This window comes from Lyngbya sp. CCY1209 (assembly GCF_055795065.1).
This window is the reverse complement of sequence record NZ_JAYFER010000616.1, coordinates 1-14605: the sequence shown is the minus strand read 5'-3', so window position 1 is coordinate 14605 and position 14605 is coordinate 1. Positions and strand designations below refer to the sequence as shown.

The following is a 14605-nucleotide window of genomic DNA, read 5'->3' as shown; positions in this document are numbered from 1 at the left end:
TTGCCATCACAGCCTGGGTTTCAGCCGCCTAACCCACCCTACACGAAAGCACATTTTTAGCCGTGTCGGTCCACTACCAGCGATCGCGTAGCGTGCGCGTCGCGCGATCGCACCCCCGATTATACAGGCAAGATGCCCGTGCTACACGAAGAGCGATCGGAACGCGATCGTCGCACACTTTTGGAAATTGACTGGGGCGTGGGTTTTCAACCCTGCCTAATCCCCGGCGTTCTAGAAACTGTCGTGGTATAATCTAAAGCAAAGAAATAAGGGAGAGTCTATGAGTATTGTCATTCCCGAAGAGATTTTAAAAGCCGCCGAAGTCAGCGAAGATGAATTAAAGATCGATTTGGCATTAATCCTGTACAAAAAAAACAAAATTAGCAGCGGACAAGTGCGGGCTTGGTTGGGTTTAACTGTTTTAGAATTTCAGCACGAACTCGCCAAAAGAGATTTATGTCTGAATTATGACGTTGAGGAACTCAATCAAGATGTACAAACCCTAAAAACACTGGGACTCCTATGATTGTTGTCAGCGACACGTCCCCAATTACCAATCTCGCAGCCATAGAAAAACTAGATCTGCTACATTTACTTTATGGAACAATCACCATTCCCGTCGCCGTTTATAATGAATTGACCCCAGCCGGAATTGACGAACCCGTTCCCGGCACTCTCGAAGTCCAAACATTGCCCTGGATTGTAACTCGACCCGTCCAAAATACCCGACAAGTTGACGAAATTTTGGCGGCCCAACGGCACATTCATCTCGGAGAAGCGGAAGCGATCGTACTGGCTCTCGAATTGAGATCCGATCTACTCCTCATGGATGAACGGAGAGGCAGAGCGCTGGCAACTGATTATCAATTAAAAGTAACCGGATTGCTGGGTGTTTTACTACAAGCCAAACATCAAGGGGCGATTCCTGCCGTACAGCCTTTAATCGATCAATTGATCGAAGATGCGAAGTTTCGGATAGAGAGCAAACTCTATCAACATTTTTTAAAACTGGCAGAAGAATAGCAAACAATTGGCATACGATCGCAACAACGGGTGTCGTCAGCAATTCCGATGGGGCCTTGAGCGCTGGGGGTTGACAGGATGGGTGCGACGCTCCCGATTATACAGGCAAGATGCCTGTGCTACGCGAAGAGCGTGAGTGTAGCACGAATTGCCGTTCGGTTTACCGAAATAAAGTGTTCTGTTATCCGAACTTGACAATTTTTTAAAATATGTAATAGAGCGCCGGCTGAGTTACAGGAGTTAATATCCGGTGCGATCGCGCTTCTGTTGGGACGGCTTCACCCGCCGCATCACATCAAACACCTTCCGAGTCGTGTCCGGGCGCCGGAATGCGATCGCAACAACGGGTGTCGTCAGCAATTCCGATGGAGCCATGAGGGCTGGGGGTTGACGGGATGGGAGTGATCGGAATGCGATCGTCGCACACTTTAACGGATCAGCTTGTGGTACGATCAGAACCGAACAGGCTTCTTCTGGGTCAAAGTTTGAATGAAAATAGCGACCATTTTTTAGGATTGATGTCAACCATGAACGAGGAGAATAAAAATGAATCCAGTCATCATTTTTGAAGTGTATCAGGAAGAAGATGGCGGATTTGTAGCCGAATGTTTGACCGAGGATATCTTCACTCAGGGTGAAAGAATTTATTGAGGCATCAACCGGAATTATATCACCCGTCAAAGCGATCGCCAACCGCCGAATCCCCCCTTACTCCCCCCATAAGCGGGTATATTAGCAGAAGTCGCGATCGCTTCAACAGGACTGACATTCACCACCGCACCCCCACGCCGCCATAACATTGAATTCCGTCACTCAATTTTCAGCCAATTAAAAATTTCCGTAGTCGATAACTGCATCTCTTTAACACTCTCTAAAACCGGCAAAAATTCCTGTTTTGAGGGGATATCTGGCAATTGATTGAGTTGAAATATCATCACTGATTCATCTTTGGGGTCGATTAACCATCCCAACTCTGTTCCCTGCTTCAGACTAAAAATAATCTTTTTAATTACCTGGTTGGCAGATTGCTCAGGAGATAAAATTTCAATCACCCAATCCGGACAAACTTCAAAGCGATTTTGAATTCTTCCTTGTTCCGTCTTAGGGATGCGTTCCCAAGCGAAAACAGAAATGTCAGGCACCAGAGAACGTCCGCCAAAAGTACACCTTAACTCTGTGAATGCTAAAGCCCCCTTGTTCGCTTTGCCAATGTCATTGATTCTGGCAGATAGATAGGTTTGGATAATACTATGTTCTCCCTGCGGCATGGGTTTCTGTGCTATCTCTCCATCGAGATATTCAGAATAAGGTTTGGTTTCAGGAAGTTTTAAAAAATCCTCTAAGGAAACTTTTGTGACCGCTGGATTTACTGCAACCACGTTTGACCTCCTAACAATGTGGGATTAATGTGGAGATTCCTTTTTACTGGGTACTCAATCTCGCGATCGCCTCATCCAACCTCCCCCTGCTGTGAAAGAATTTATTGACCCCTCAACCCGAATTATATCACCCGTCAAAGCGATCGCCAACCGCCGACTCCCAGCCCACATCCCCCCTTACTCCCCCCATAAGCGGGTATATTAGCAGAAGTCGCGATCGTCCCAGTCCTCAATCGGTATAACTCCCGTTCCTCCCAAAGTTAATTGCGGGCTTAATTGAGCATAACTGCGTATTAACTCAACATAAAAAACCGCATCATCCCGCAAAACTTGAAGTTCCGGTCGATTTTCTAGAACCTCTTGCAACCTATTCAACATTCCCCAAGAGATGACGAGCTCGACTTTTCCCACCAAACAACTGCCCTGGCGAACTATGTCCACCAAAGTTTGGCAAGACGTTCCCTCTCTTCCTCTCACCGAAGCTAATAGGGCCGCACACCAAATATTAAGGTCCAAGCACAACCTTAAAGTCTCAGTCATCTTGAGTTAGCTTAACCGCAGCATCAAGGATATCGTCTTCAGTTACCAAAGAATCCAACCACTCCTTATTTAGCTGCGGTTTAATTTTTTCTATAGCTTCATGATACTGACTTTCCAAAATAGCCCGGGCGACAATATTAGCCATCTCAACTTTTTCTGCACCGGAAACGACGTTGCCAGCCAACCATACAGCCGGTGGCAGCAGGGAGCAAAATTCGATCGCTAATTTAGTAATTTGATCGGGAGACAAATTCTGCTTTTTGGATAAAATATCGATTTGTCTTAAAGTTTCATTATCTAGATTAACCAGCCGATTTTCCATAAATTCCTATCTCAGCGATTTCTAATTTTCTGAATGTCTTGCCAAAACTCATCTCGCGTCACCGACTGTAGCAGATGTTCTCTTTCTTTCGTGTAATCGCCATGTCCCCATCCCACCTGTTGTAAAAAGCGAATCGCATTAATTTGACCCAGATTCTCAACTAAAACTTGATAACCTTGTCTTCTCAATTCAATAGGTGTCATCAGTCATTCCTCCTTCTTGTTGAAAAATCGTCATCAACCAATTAACCGGATTGCTCACTTTTTTCTAAATCGCTCATTTTTTCCAGTTCTGCTGCAATTGTTTCACTCATAATCAACTGCCAACCTTGGGCATTAATTCGATGGAGAATGTTGAGGACAGCTTCTCCTTCTATGCGAATCCGTTCTTGACTCCAATCATCAAAGGGGCGGTTCAAACAACAAACATCAAGGTAAATTTTACATTCAACCATCTAAAATCTTTCGCCTTAACTGTCGGAAAATTACTCATCGGGCGATCTGGACAGGCTTGATGATCGGATTCTCTTCAGGTATCGGTTCTTTATCCTCAAGCAAACTATCAATATATAATTCCATTGCTTCCGTGATATTTACCAAGGCTTCCTCAAAATTATCTCCCTGACTGTGACACCCTTTCAAAACCGGACAAAAAGCATGATAACCCCCCTCTGATTCTTTTTCAAAAATCACCGTGTAATTATAAATTTTTGGTTCCGAAGTAGACATGGGCTTTGCATTCATACACCACTCCTAAAATCTAGAACCCGTCTTTAAAAATTCCCTTGATAGACCGCATCAACTCACCTCTCAAATTTCGATGGCTATCTATTATAACACGAATTTCGAGCTTCCAAAGCATTGCCCGCCCTTCGGACGGCTTGACTCGCCGCATCACATCAAACACCCTCCGCGTCATATCCGGACGCCGGAATGCGATCGCAACAACGGGTGTCGTCAGCGATTCCGATGGGGTCATGAAAGCTGGGGGTTGACAGGATGGGAGCGATCGCTTTCGATTCTACAGGCAAGATGCCTGTGCTACGCGATGAGCGATCGCGTAGCCTGTGCGTGGAGCGATCGCCACTCACTTCAAAGCATTGACTAAAAACAGCTACAAGTGCTAAAATTAGGCGTTATAAAAACTGGAAAATATTCGAGACGACTCAACCCAAAAGGAGAATCTCCAAACAATGCTTTATAAAGTTCCTTTGCTGCTCTCCCCCCAACCCGGAGGGGGATTTACTATTACGTCCCCACTCTTGCCAGAACTTCTGACCGAGGGCGACACCGCTGAGGAAGCCCTCGCCAACGTTCAGGATGCCCTGGCCGCCGTGGTCGAGATTTATGAGGATTTGGGTCGAACTTTACCCCCAAATTTATGTGTTGGGGATGTTTTCAACAACACTTAATCAAAGCAATTATATGAGCCGAAAATCTTCTCGCCCACAAACCCCCAATTCTGGGGGCTCTGAGCCGAAAGATAACGTGGCGATCGTCCCAGTCCTCAATCGGTATAACTCCCGTTCCTCCCAAAGTTAATTGCGGGCTTAATTGAGCGTAATAGCCAGATACTTTTCGTCTTTGTTCGTTTTCCAAACTTAAAATCTCCTCCATTAGATGCGGAAAATCAAGTCTATTTATCTCTTTTTTATCAAGTGTTTGATAGGTTTCTTGAAGCCAAAGATAATAATCTTGTTCATAAAGATCTGAAACATCATTATTCATCGGATTACCTCCCATTGTCAACCAAAATAAAGTATGGTAATGAGAGTCAATTCTGGGCGACTGCAAATATCTGTTCTGCCGTCAAGTTTAACTCCGGGAAAGTTGGCGATCGCAGACTATCTTGACCTCTAAATAAATTGACCCGATATTCCCCATCAACCCAATCATAAATCGAAATAGTCGGTTGCTTCGGATCTCCGATATAACGCCGACCTCCCAACCCCAAATAATCGACGATCCAATACTCGCCTATCCCTAATTTTTCATATTCTGCCAGCTTTGTTAAATAATCATCTTGCCAATTGGTACTGACCACTTCTACTGCCAATTTAATACTCGAACCTTGAGTAATAGTAGAACGCTTGTTCCACATTTGCTCATTCTCCATAGCATTATCATCTAATACCATGACATCGGGAATATAAGCCGACTGATCAGAATCTATGGCTTTAATGAGTCCTTGGCGGGGGATAAAAAATGGCAAATTCAAACGTTTAATTTCCACCCCCAGTTCCAGAGCCAGAAAACCAGCTACTTTTTCATGAGTTCCAGTCGGCTGCATTTTAAAGATCTCCCCATCGTGCAATTCAAATCGACCCTCGTAACCATCCGGATACCAATCCAGAAACTCCTCTAAAGTCAATAAATCTTTCTGTTCTTCTGTCTGGGCTAACATATCTAACCTCCGCATCCTTAATCATTCCCGACAAAGTTCCAGGTTTCAAATCAAATTTCGACGGATATCTATTATAACACGAATTTCGAGCCTCCAAAGCATTGCCAGCCCCCGGCAGTTGGGACGGCTGCACCCGCCGAATCACATCAAACACCTTTCGCGTCGAGTGCTAAAATTAAGTGTTGTGGAATGCGTTGCCGATGCCAGCCATTCTGTGTGGCTAGAAACTTTGGTCGTGAGTTGAAGCGATCGAACCGACAGATATCGCCGTTTGTTCCTTAGCCTCGTTCTAGCTGACCCAGTACAATCAAGCTTTCCAGGTCTTCCATTGCACTGGGTAGATATTGACAGATCACTTTTCTAACTTCCTCAAGACTCGGCTCTGGGGCTCCTCCCAGCATCCGACTAATATCTGCCAAATCCTGGCTACGTCCAGCCAAAAGTTTCATCAACACCAAATAAGGCAGACCGATCACGGGCAGTCCATCAGGACTATAATTCGGAGACTTGACGGCCTCCGATCCCCAGGGATGACTGACTTCCAAGACATCTAGAGAAGTCCCATCAGGCAGTTTCCATTTGCCAGGAATACTCAGCTCACCCTTTTTTTCACTGCCAGCCTTTTCCAAATCTTGATAAACCAGCACCCCATCTTTTGACTCGATCAAAATATCCAAATCCAGGGTCATGCGCTCGGGCATATACAGCCGAGTGGCAACACCACCGACAATCACAAAAGGAGCTTGTTTGATAATGGCTTTAAGAGGGGTCACAGGATTACACCAAGTTCGTCGATCTAAAAAATCCAGACTACTTCCCGTTCCCGGCTTGACTCGCTTCTTAACAAGGTTCAAAAAAAGTCTGCGTCTGGCAGCATAGAGGTCAGGAATTTTCGGTGTCATTGTAGTCATATAAACAGACTTTTTATATTGGAATAATAGCAGATTATGACAGTTTTGTAAAGGGCAGGTCTGAACCGAAAGCTAGTCTGATGTGATTGACAATTGACATCTAGAGCTTCCCTCTAAATAGATTGATAATATTCCCGAGTTTATGGTATCATAATTTTGACAGTTTAAACCTGGTGCAGCCGATCGCAAATTTAAAAAAAACAAAGCGATCGCACCCCCCACCTTTGGCGTAAAATAAACGGAGTCCCGGACGAGTCAGAGCAACCGTGCAAGAGCAACACCCCAACCCATCCATCCCCAACCAACGCTGGCACATCTTCCCCCACCGCCCCGATGTCGCCGAAGTCCTCGTTGCCGCCACCGGACTCCACCCCATCCTCGCCCAAGTTCTCATCAACCGGGGCATCGAAACCCCCCGGGAAGCGGAAGCCTTCCTCAACCCGGACTCCGAGCATTTGCCCGAACCGATGGGGGAATTTCCAGACCTGCCCAAAAGCGTGGATCTGCTGCAAACGGCCATTAAAAATAACCAAAAAATCGCCATCTGCGGGGACTACGACGCCGATGGGATGACCAGCACGGCCCTGCTGATGCGATCGCTCTCCGAGTTGGGCGCCGATGTCACCTACGCCATCCCCAGCCGGATGCGAGAAGGCTACGGCATCAACAACCGCATCGTCGAGGAATTCCACGAGGAGGGCATTTCCCTAGTCCTCACCGTCGATAACGGCATCGCCGCCGCTGGCCCCGTCGCCCGGGCCAAGGAACTCGGACTCAACGTCATCATCACCGACCACCACGACCTGCCCCCGGTGCTCCCGGAAGCGGACGCCATTTTGAACCCGAAATTACTGCCCGAAACCTCCCCCTATTACGGCTTGGCGGGGGTCGGTGTCGCCTACGTTTTGGCGATCTGTCTGGCGCAAAGATTAGAACAAATGCAGGGGTTAGTGAGGCCGTTGTTGGAATTATTTACCCTCGGAACGATCGCCGATCTCGCCCCCCTAAACGGAGTCAACCGCCGCTGGGTGAAGCGGGGATTAAAATTATTGCCCCATTCGCCAATTCCGGGAGTCCAAGCCCTGATCCAAGTGGGCGGCGTTTCCACCACGCAAAAACCGGGGGAAAATACCACGCCTCTCAAACCCGATGATATCGGCTTTCGCCTCGGGCCGCGCATCAATGCGGTGGGGCGCATCGACGATCCCCAGGTGGTGATCGAGTTATTGACGACGGACAATATGGGCATTGCCCTGGAACGGGCGATGCAGTGCGAACAAATCAACCAGCGGCGACAACAATTGTGCGCGGAAATTGAGGAAGAAGCGATCGCCTGGTGTGAAACTAACGCTATCGATATTCAGGGCGATCGCGTGTTAGTTCCCGTCCAAAAAGAATGGCATCACGGCGTCATCGGTATCGTCGCCTCTCGCCTGGTAGAACGCTACGGCGCCCCCGTATTTATCGGCACCTACGAAGACGACGAAACCATCCGGGGTTCGGCGCGGGGAATTCCCGAATTTAACGTTTTTGAAGCCTTAGAATTTTGCCGAGATCTGCTGGGGAAATTTGGCGGACACAAAGCCGCCGGGGGATTTTCCCTCCCCGTCGAAAATCTGGAAGCCTTTCGCGATCGCCTCAGCCAGTTCGCCCACCAATGTTTGCAACCGGAACACCTGCGGCCTTTGGTGACGGTTGACACCCGGGCGAATTTGTCCGATATCAACTTCGATCTCTACCAACAAATCGACCGATTGCAACCCTGCGGGATCGAAAATAATCCCCCCACATTTTGGACTCCAAATTTGCGGATCTTGCAACAAAAAATTGTCGGAAAAGGTCACATCAAACTCACCTTATCCCAAGATCCCGAACCCGGAATGCCGCTGTCCGCCCTGCCAACTTTATCGGCGATCGCGTGGCGGTGGGGCGACTATTACCCCCTGCCGCAGCGGTTGGATGTGGCGTACAAACTGCGGGACAACACCTGGAACGGTCAGACCTCCATCGAGTTAGAAATCCTCGGCGTCCGCCTCCCCCAAACGCCAGCAACCCCCCCCAAAAAAGTGGCAGAATTTCACTATCGCGATCGCCCCTACCATTGCAGTATTGTCGCCGTCGGTGCGTCCTGTGAACTGCGAATTCGCAACCAGAAAGGGGAAGTGCTCGCCATACTCGCCGGACAGCCGACGGGACTGTTGGGGACAAGTCGCGATCGCGCCCGAACCGTCGATATTTCCAAACCCTTCTTTGCGGATCTGATCGAGAGGGCCCAGGATGCGTTGGGGACTCAGATGTCGTTTAGAGTCTGATCCGCTGATTTGACCGCCAATCGATCGCCGTCCCCCCGCCCCCCCGTGGGGGCAACCGTCTCGGGTTGCCCATTCGCCCCCCCGGTGGGGGCAACCGTCTCGGGTTGCCCATTCGCCCCCCCGGTGGGGGCAACCGTCTCGGGTTGCCCATTCGCAAGGGAAGAGGGCGATCGGCGATCGCCAAACTGAAGTCAATCCGACTAACCCCTGAGCGATACTAAACTATAAAGAAGCTCTTTTGGCAATCAATCGCAATTTGATGAATACCAGTACCATGACCCAAAATCCGCTCCTGATCGGCAAAGGACTCCCCCCGTTCGCCGACATCACGCCGGAACACGTCGTCCCGGGGATGACGCAACTTTTAGCCGAACTCGACGCCGAACTCACCCGTCTGGAAGAAACCGCCCAACCCACCTGGTCCGGGATCGTCGAGCCCCTGCAAAGCCTCCAAGAACGCTTAATTTGGAGTTGGGGAATCGTCAACCACCTGATGGGGGTGAAAAATAGCCCCGAATTGCGGAAGGCCCACGAAACCGTCCAACCCCAGGTGGTGCAATTTATCAACCGCCTCAACCAAAGCCAGCCCATCTACAAAGCCTTCAAAGCCCTGGCGGACTCCCCCGAGTGGGACGTACTCGAACCCGCCCAAAAGCGGATCGTCGAAGCCGCCATTCGGGACGCGGAACTCTCCGGCGTCGGTTTAGAAGGAGAAATCCGCGATCGCTTCAACGCCATCCAACTCGAACTCGCGGACCTGTCCACCAAATTTTCCAACCACGTCCTCGACGCCACCAAAGCCTTCGGCCTCACCCTGACAACCAAACAAGAGGTAGACGGCCTCCCCCCCAGCCTCCTGAGTCTCGCCGCACTCGCCGCCCGGGAAGCCGGAGAAGACGCCGCCACCCCGGAAAATGGCCCCTGGCGGATCACCCTCGACTTTCCCAGTTTCGGGCCGTTTTTGAAATACAGCACCCGCCGCGACCTGCGGGAAACCGTCTACCGGGCCTACATCACCCGGGCATCGGAAGGGGATCTGGACAATTCCCCCGCGATCGAACGGATTTTGGACCTGCGTCGGCAAAAGGCCCACATCCTCGGTTTTCCCAGCTACGCCGAATTGAGTTTGGCGAGTAAAATGGCGCCCAATGTCGCCGCCGTCGAAGAACTGTTGGAGGAATTGCGGGCCGCCAGCTACGACGCCGGGATGAAAGAATTTGAAGACCTCAAAGCCTTCGCCGCCTCCAAAAACGCCCCGGAAGCGGCCGATCTCAAACATTGGGATATCCCATTTTGGTCGGAACGCCAGCGGGAAGAAAAGTTTTCCTACACCGCCGAAGAATTGCGGCCCTATTTCCCCCTCCCCCAAGTTTTGGACGGGTTATTCGGACTGGTTAAGCGGATTTTCAATATCGCTATCACCCCGGCGGACGGGTTGGCGCCGGTTTGGCATCCCGACGTCCGCTATTTCCAAGTGGCTGATTCAACTGGGGAAGCGATCGCCTATTTTTACCTAGACCCCTACAGCCGTCCGTCGGAAAAACGCGGCGGCGCCTGGATGGACGAGTGCGTCACCCGGGCGAAACTCATCGAAGACGGCCACACTAAAATTCGCCTTCCCGTCGCCTATTTGCAGTGCAACCAGACTCCCCCGGTGGACGGAAAGCCCAGTTTGATGACCTTCGCGGAGGTGGAAACCCTGTTCCACGAATTCGGCCACGGTTTGCAACATATGCTAACCACCGTCGATTATCCGGGGGCGGCGGGTATCAATAACGTCGAGTGGGATGCGGTGGAATTGCCCAGCCAATTTATGGAAAATTGGTGTTACGATCGCGCCACCTTATTCGGCATGGCGCGGCACTACGAAACCGGCGAACCCCTCCCCGAACATTACTATCAAAAACTCCTCGCCGCCCGCACTTACATGAGTGGGACGGCGACGTTGAGGCAGTTACATTTCGGGTTCGTGGATCTGGAATTGCACCACCGCTACCAACCGGGCGGAAAAGAAACGGTGAACGAACTTCGCAACCGCATCGCGGCCAAAACCACCGTTTTAAAACCCCTGCCGGAAGACTCGTTTTTGTGCGCCTTCAACCACATTTTCGCCGGGGGATATGCGGCGGGTTACTACAGTTACAAATGGGCGGAAGTCCTGAGTGCCGACGCCTTCGCCGCCTTTGAAGAAGCGGGATTGGAAAATGAAAGCGCGATCGCATCCGTCGGAAAACAATTCCGCGACACCGTTTTGGGACTCGGCGGCAGCCTCCACCCAATGGAGGTGTTCAAAACCTTCCGAGGACGGGAACCGAGCACCAAACCCCTGCTGATTCATTCCGGATTAATCCCCGCAACTTAGAAAATTGTCCGTTGTTGGGGCGGGAACCCCTCTTTACCGCGCTAAAGCGCAACAACGACATCCCCCCGTTGTTGGGGCGGGAACCCCTCTTTACCGCGCTAAAGCGCAACAACGACATCCCCCCGTTGTTGGGCTTTAGCCCCTCAGTGGCGCCCAAGCGCAACAACAAACGGATCTTTTTTTATCACAATTATGCGCCCACTATTCGTCAGCAAATTAAAAGTCGATTCCCTGGAAATTGCGATCGCGGATCTTCCCCCCCACCTGGAAGGAACCCGCCTCGTCCAACTCAGCGATTTTCACTATGACGGCGTGCGGCTCTCCGATGCCCTCCTCGACGAAGCGATCGCCACATCCAACCGCCTCGAACCCGACCTGGTTTTCCTGACCGGAGATTTCGTCACCCGCGACACCCAACCCGTCCACCGCCTCGTCCGACACCTCAAACACCTGCAAACCCGGGCCGGAATTTATGCCGTTTTGGGAAATCACGACAATCACTACCCCCATTCCATCCGCGAAATTACCGCAGCCTTGACTCAAATCGGCATCCGCGTCCTCTGCAACGAAATCGTCTATCCCCTCGGTTCCGAACTGGCGATCGTCGGATTTCCCGACTTATTTTCCAAACAATTTTACCCCGAATCGGTGATGAAATCAATCCCCGAAACCCTCCCCCGCATCGTCCTATCCCACAACCCCGACACCGCCGCCATGCTGCAACCTTGGCGCGTCGATCTGCAATTGTCCGGCCACACCCACGGCGGCCAAATCGTATTACCTTTGATCGGCGCCTTGCCCGGTTGGCTGCAAAAAATTCGCCGCAAAATTCCCCGACATCTGCGGTGGCTGTTCCCCTTCCGATCGGGATGTCTCCACATATTCAAACACTGGGAATGGGCGTCCGGCTTGCATCCCGTCGGCGACAATACCCTCTACGTCAATCGCGGCCTGGGAACCTATTTCCCCGGCCGTTTCAACTGTCCCCCAGAACTCACACTCATCACCCTAACTCGGAAATAAAAATTTCTCCGTGTCCTGGAGTGCCTGGAGTGGTTAAAATCCACTATTTATATTGCACCCGAGGATCTAAAAACCCGTACAAAATATCTGCCGCCAGATTAAACAGAACAACAAAAATGGCGTAAATAAACGTAATCGCCATGACGACAGGGGTATCGCTGCGATAAATCGACTCGATCAACAGCGCCCCAATGCCCGGAACCCGAAACACCTGTTCCGTGATCAATGCGCCGGTAAAAATAGCCGGAATATTTAATGCCATCAGGGTGACGACCGGAATCAAAGCATTGCGTAAAATATGACCGTTGACGACCTGAAAATTGGGCAACCCTTTAGCCTGGGCTGTGCGGACGTAATCCCGGTTCAATTCTTCCAACATCGAAGAACGGATAAATCGCATTAATGGGGCAGCTTGAAATAGAGTTAAAACGGCGATCGGCATCACCGACTGTTTGATTTGTTCCCCAAAGGTTTGCAGGTTGGTGACTTTTAATGTGCTATTATAAATAAAGGGAAACCAGTCGAGCTGGACGCTGAAAAGAATGATGAAGAGCAGTCCGGTGAAGAAGGGGGGGAGAGAGAATCCCAAAAAAGCGAAAGTCGTGGCTACTTGGTCGAAAATAGAGTGGCGTTTGAGGGCGGAAATGATGCCCAGGGGAAACGCGATCGCGATCGCCAATAAATAAGCAGTCCCGGCAATCCAAAGCGTCGCTGGGAGGCGCTGCAAAATCAGTTCGCCCACCGGGGTACGGCTGGTGAAAGAATAGCCCATATCCCCTTGCAAAAAAGACCACGCCCATTTAATATAACGGATGGGAAGGGGTTGGTCTAATCCGAGCGATCGCCGAATATTTTCCCGCACTTCCGCCGTAATCGAAGGGTTGGTGGCGAACTCCCCCATCGGGTCGCCGGGGGCTAGTGCCAAGACTAAAAATAACACCAAACTGATGGCGATCAAAGTGGGAATGGCACCCAACAGGCGATTGATAATATATCGAGTCATCGGTTCCAATTCTGCAATTTGTCGTCAATCCAGCGTAGCTTGACAATCTTATCATCAAAATCAGAAAAATATCAATTCAGAAACTCGGTTTCTTTTCCGAAAATCCTGCTAAAATGGTAAAAAATACCATCAATTATGAAAGCCAAAGGTTGGCTGTGATTGTTGTCATCGATACCTCGGGACTATCAAATTCAGGTCAATTCGTGTCGGTTTCTTCAAAAATGACATCTTCATAAAGCAGGTCGATGGGAAAGCTGAAATCGACGCTGGTCAGTTGTATTTCATCTCCTTCCCCATAATTGTAAAGTTCCCAAATTCCACTTTCATTCAGTCGGAAACATTCCACGATCGCCCGTTTCGTGTCGATCAAAACGTATTCTTTTAAACTGGAGATACGACGGTAATTTTGAAACTTTCGGCCCCGGTCAACCGCTTCCGTCTTGGGGGAGATAACTTCGACAATCAGGCGGGGGTGATAGAGGACTTTGGTGGCGCGTCGGTCGGTTTCGTCGCAAGTGACCATCACATCTGGATAGAAAAAGGGGCCGGCTTCGGAAATGCCGAGTTTGGCATCGGCCATCGAAACTTTACATCCCCTGCCGCGCAGGTGATTTTTGAGGGCCGTGGTCAGGTTGACGGCGATATCGTTGTGGGGAATACTTCCCCCGGTCATGGCAAATACTTGACCGTCAATATATTCATATTTGAGGGGTTGTTTTTCTTCCCATTCGAGGTATTCTTCGGGGGCGAAAGGTGGACGTTCTGGAATGGCAATCATTGTTGATTTCCTCTCGGACTAGAAAATGGACGATTACACATTTGGGGGGCATTCAATCGGTGCTATCTCATCTATTTTAAGGTACGCCGGCCGCATTGTGGAGGTCAGGTTACTTCCCCCACCATAAACCTAGAAACCGGGTTTCTACCAACATCTCTCCTCCCCACCCAAATTTGCCCGATAAACCCGGTTTCTTCCTCGGGCAAATTTGGGAAATAGCCCGGAAGCGATCGCACAACTTTTGGGCTTGCCATTGTCAGAGATTCAACAGATTTTGCAATCTTCCGATGAGGGGCGATCGTCAAAAATCGGGGCGAATGGCATTCACCCTCTCCCGTGGAAGAGATCCGACAAATTTTGCCATCCTAAAATTGCGGGAAAGGAAACGGACAATTCGCCCTTTCCCCTCCCCGCAGTTTCTGATTGCCGAACGATAGAAATCGTTTTTGTTCAAACAATTCTGGCGGACATGATTAGGGGTCGAGAGAGAAGTCACCTTCTCCCCCTCCCATTCTCCAAGCGTGCATGAGACTTTCACCTCACACGGCT

At 50.1% G+C, this 14605-nt stretch carries 19 protein-coding genes; 6 read left to right on the top strand and 13 right to left on the bottom strand.

Features of this window, described 5'->3' with window-relative positions:
• The first annotated feature begins 280 nt into the window (after positions 1–280).
• Together AC0QHF_RS23375 and AC0QHF_RS23370 are read left to right on the top strand one after the other, a co-directional pair.
• The gene (locus tag AC0QHF_RS23375) at positions 281–526 is read left to right on the top strand and encodes a UPF0175 family protein (RefSeq protein WP_324706664.1); all 246 of its coding nucleotides are present in this window, start codon (positions 281–283) and stop codon (positions 524–526) included.
• On the top strand, positions 523–1023 hold the full coding sequence (locus tag AC0QHF_RS23370) for a PIN domain-containing protein (protein WP_324706663.1): 501 nt from the start codon (positions 523–525) through the stop codon (positions 1021–1023). The genes AC0QHF_RS23375 and AC0QHF_RS23370 overlap by 4 nt, the downstream gene beginning before the upstream one ends.
• Positions 1024–1263: 240 nt before the next feature.
• Here AC0QHF_RS23370 and AC0QHF_RS23365 read toward each other — a convergent pair whose 3' ends face one another.
• The 8 genes from AC0QHF_RS23365 to AC0QHF_RS23330 form a co-directional block, all read right to left on the bottom strand.
• Complete coding sequence (locus AC0QHF_RS23365) at positions 1264–1398, bottom strand: hypothetical protein (protein WP_324706662.1); 135 nt, start codon at positions 1396–1398, stop codon at positions 1264–1266.
• 302 nt (positions 1399–1700) lie between these two features.
• Positions 1701–1823: a hypothetical protein gene (locus AC0QHF_RS23360; protein WP_324706661.1), complete on the bottom strand. Its 123-nt coding sequence runs from the start codon at positions 1821–1823 to the stop codon at positions 1701–1703.
• A 9-nt stretch (positions 1824–1832) separates the two neighbouring features.
• The gene (locus AC0QHF_RS23355) at positions 1833–2402 is read right to left on the bottom strand and encodes a Uma2 family endonuclease (protein ID WP_324706660.1); all 570 of its coding nucleotides are present in this window, start codon (positions 2400–2402) and stop codon (positions 1833–1835) included.
• Positions 2403–2934: 532 nt separating this feature from the next.
• Positions 2935–3264, bottom strand: coding sequence for a hypothetical protein (locus AC0QHF_RS23350; protein ID WP_324706659.1), 330 nt, complete (start codon positions 3262–3264; stop codon positions 2935–2937).
• A gap of 11 nt (positions 3265–3275) precedes the next feature.
• The gene (locus AC0QHF_RS23345) at positions 3276–3467 is read right to left on the bottom strand and encodes a hypothetical protein (protein ID WP_324706658.1); all 192 of its coding nucleotides are present in this window, start codon (positions 3465–3467) and stop codon (positions 3276–3278) included.
• A gap of 41 nt (positions 3468–3508) precedes the next feature.
• Complete coding sequence (locus AC0QHF_RS23340) at positions 3509–3718, bottom strand: hypothetical protein (RefSeq protein ID WP_324706657.1); 210 nt, start codon at positions 3716–3718, stop codon at positions 3509–3511.
• 34 nt (positions 3719–3752) lie between these two features.
• Complete coding sequence (locus AC0QHF_RS23335) at positions 3753–4007, bottom strand: type II toxin-antitoxin system HicB family antitoxin (protein ID WP_324706656.1); 255 nt, start codon at positions 4005–4007, stop codon at positions 3753–3755.
• Between the two features lie 16 nt (positions 4008–4023).
• The gene (locus AC0QHF_RS23330) at positions 4024–4242 is read right to left on the bottom strand and encodes a hypothetical protein (protein WP_324706655.1); all 219 of its coding nucleotides are present in this window, start codon (positions 4240–4242) and stop codon (positions 4024–4026) included.
• 283 nt (positions 4243–4525) lie between these two features.
• Here AC0QHF_RS23330 and AC0QHF_RS23325 point away from each other — a divergent pair, with 283 nt between their 5' ends.
• A complete protein-coding gene (locus AC0QHF_RS23325) occupies positions 4526–4675 on the top strand; it encodes a type II toxin-antitoxin system HicB family antitoxin (RefSeq protein WP_324706654.1) in 150 nt (49 codons plus the stop codon).
• Here AC0QHF_RS23325 and AC0QHF_RS23320 read toward each other — a convergent pair.
• The 3 genes from AC0QHF_RS23320 to AC0QHF_RS23310 form a co-directional block, all read right to left on the bottom strand.
• The gene (locus AC0QHF_RS23320; protein WP_324706653.1) at positions 4662–4991 is read right to left on the bottom strand and encodes a DUF29 family protein; all 330 of its coding nucleotides are present in this window, start codon (positions 4989–4991) and stop codon (positions 4662–4664) included. The two genes, AC0QHF_RS23325 and AC0QHF_RS23320, sit on opposite strands and share 14 nt — an antisense overlap.
• A gap of 46 nt (positions 4992–5037) precedes the next feature.
• Entirely contained in the window at positions 5038–5667 is a 630-nt protein-coding gene (locus tag AC0QHF_RS23315) for a Uma2 family endonuclease (RefSeq protein ID WP_324706652.1), read from the bottom strand.
• Between the two features lie 278 nt (positions 5668–5945).
• Positions 5946–6569, bottom strand: coding sequence for a hypothetical protein (locus tag AC0QHF_RS23310; protein ID WP_324706651.1), 624 nt, complete (start codon positions 6567–6569; stop codon positions 5946–5948).
• Positions 6570–6844: 275 nt separating this feature from the next.
• Between AC0QHF_RS23310 and recJ the strand changes: the two genes are divergently transcribed.
• From recJ to AC0QHF_RS23295, 3 genes are all read left to right on the top strand, one after another.
• Positions 6845–8890, top strand: a complete 2046-nt coding sequence (gene recJ, locus AC0QHF_RS23305) for a single-stranded-DNA-specific exonuclease RecJ (RefSeq protein ID WP_324706650.1) — start codon at positions 6845–6847, stop codon at positions 8888–8890.
• 259 nt (positions 8891–9149) lie between these two features.
• Positions 9150–11252 carry a M3 family metallopeptidase gene (locus AC0QHF_RS23300; protein ID WP_324706649.1) on the top strand — a complete coding sequence of 701 codons (2103 nt, stop codon included), beginning with the start codon at positions 9150–9152 and terminating at the stop codon, positions 11250–11252.
• A gap of 192 nt (positions 11253–11444) precedes the next feature.
• Complete coding sequence (locus AC0QHF_RS23295; RefSeq protein ID WP_324706648.1) at positions 11445–12275, top strand: metallophosphoesterase; 831 nt, start codon at positions 11445–11447, stop codon at positions 12273–12275.
• Between the two features lie 43 nt (positions 12276–12318).
• Here the strand turns inward: AC0QHF_RS23295 and AC0QHF_RS23290 are convergent, their stop codons facing one another.
• Both AC0QHF_RS23290 and AC0QHF_RS23285 read right to left on the bottom strand, forming a co-directional pair.
• A complete protein-coding gene (locus tag AC0QHF_RS23290; protein WP_324706647.1) occupies positions 12319–13278 on the bottom strand; it encodes an ABC transporter permease in 960 nt (319 codons plus the stop codon).
• A 196-nt stretch (positions 13279–13474) separates the two neighbouring features.
• The gene (locus AC0QHF_RS23285; protein WP_324706646.1) at positions 13475–14056 is read right to left on the bottom strand and encodes a Uma2 family endonuclease; all 582 of its coding nucleotides are present in this window, start codon (positions 14054–14056) and stop codon (positions 13475–13477) included.
• Between the last annotated feature and the right edge of the window lie 549 nt (positions 14057–14605).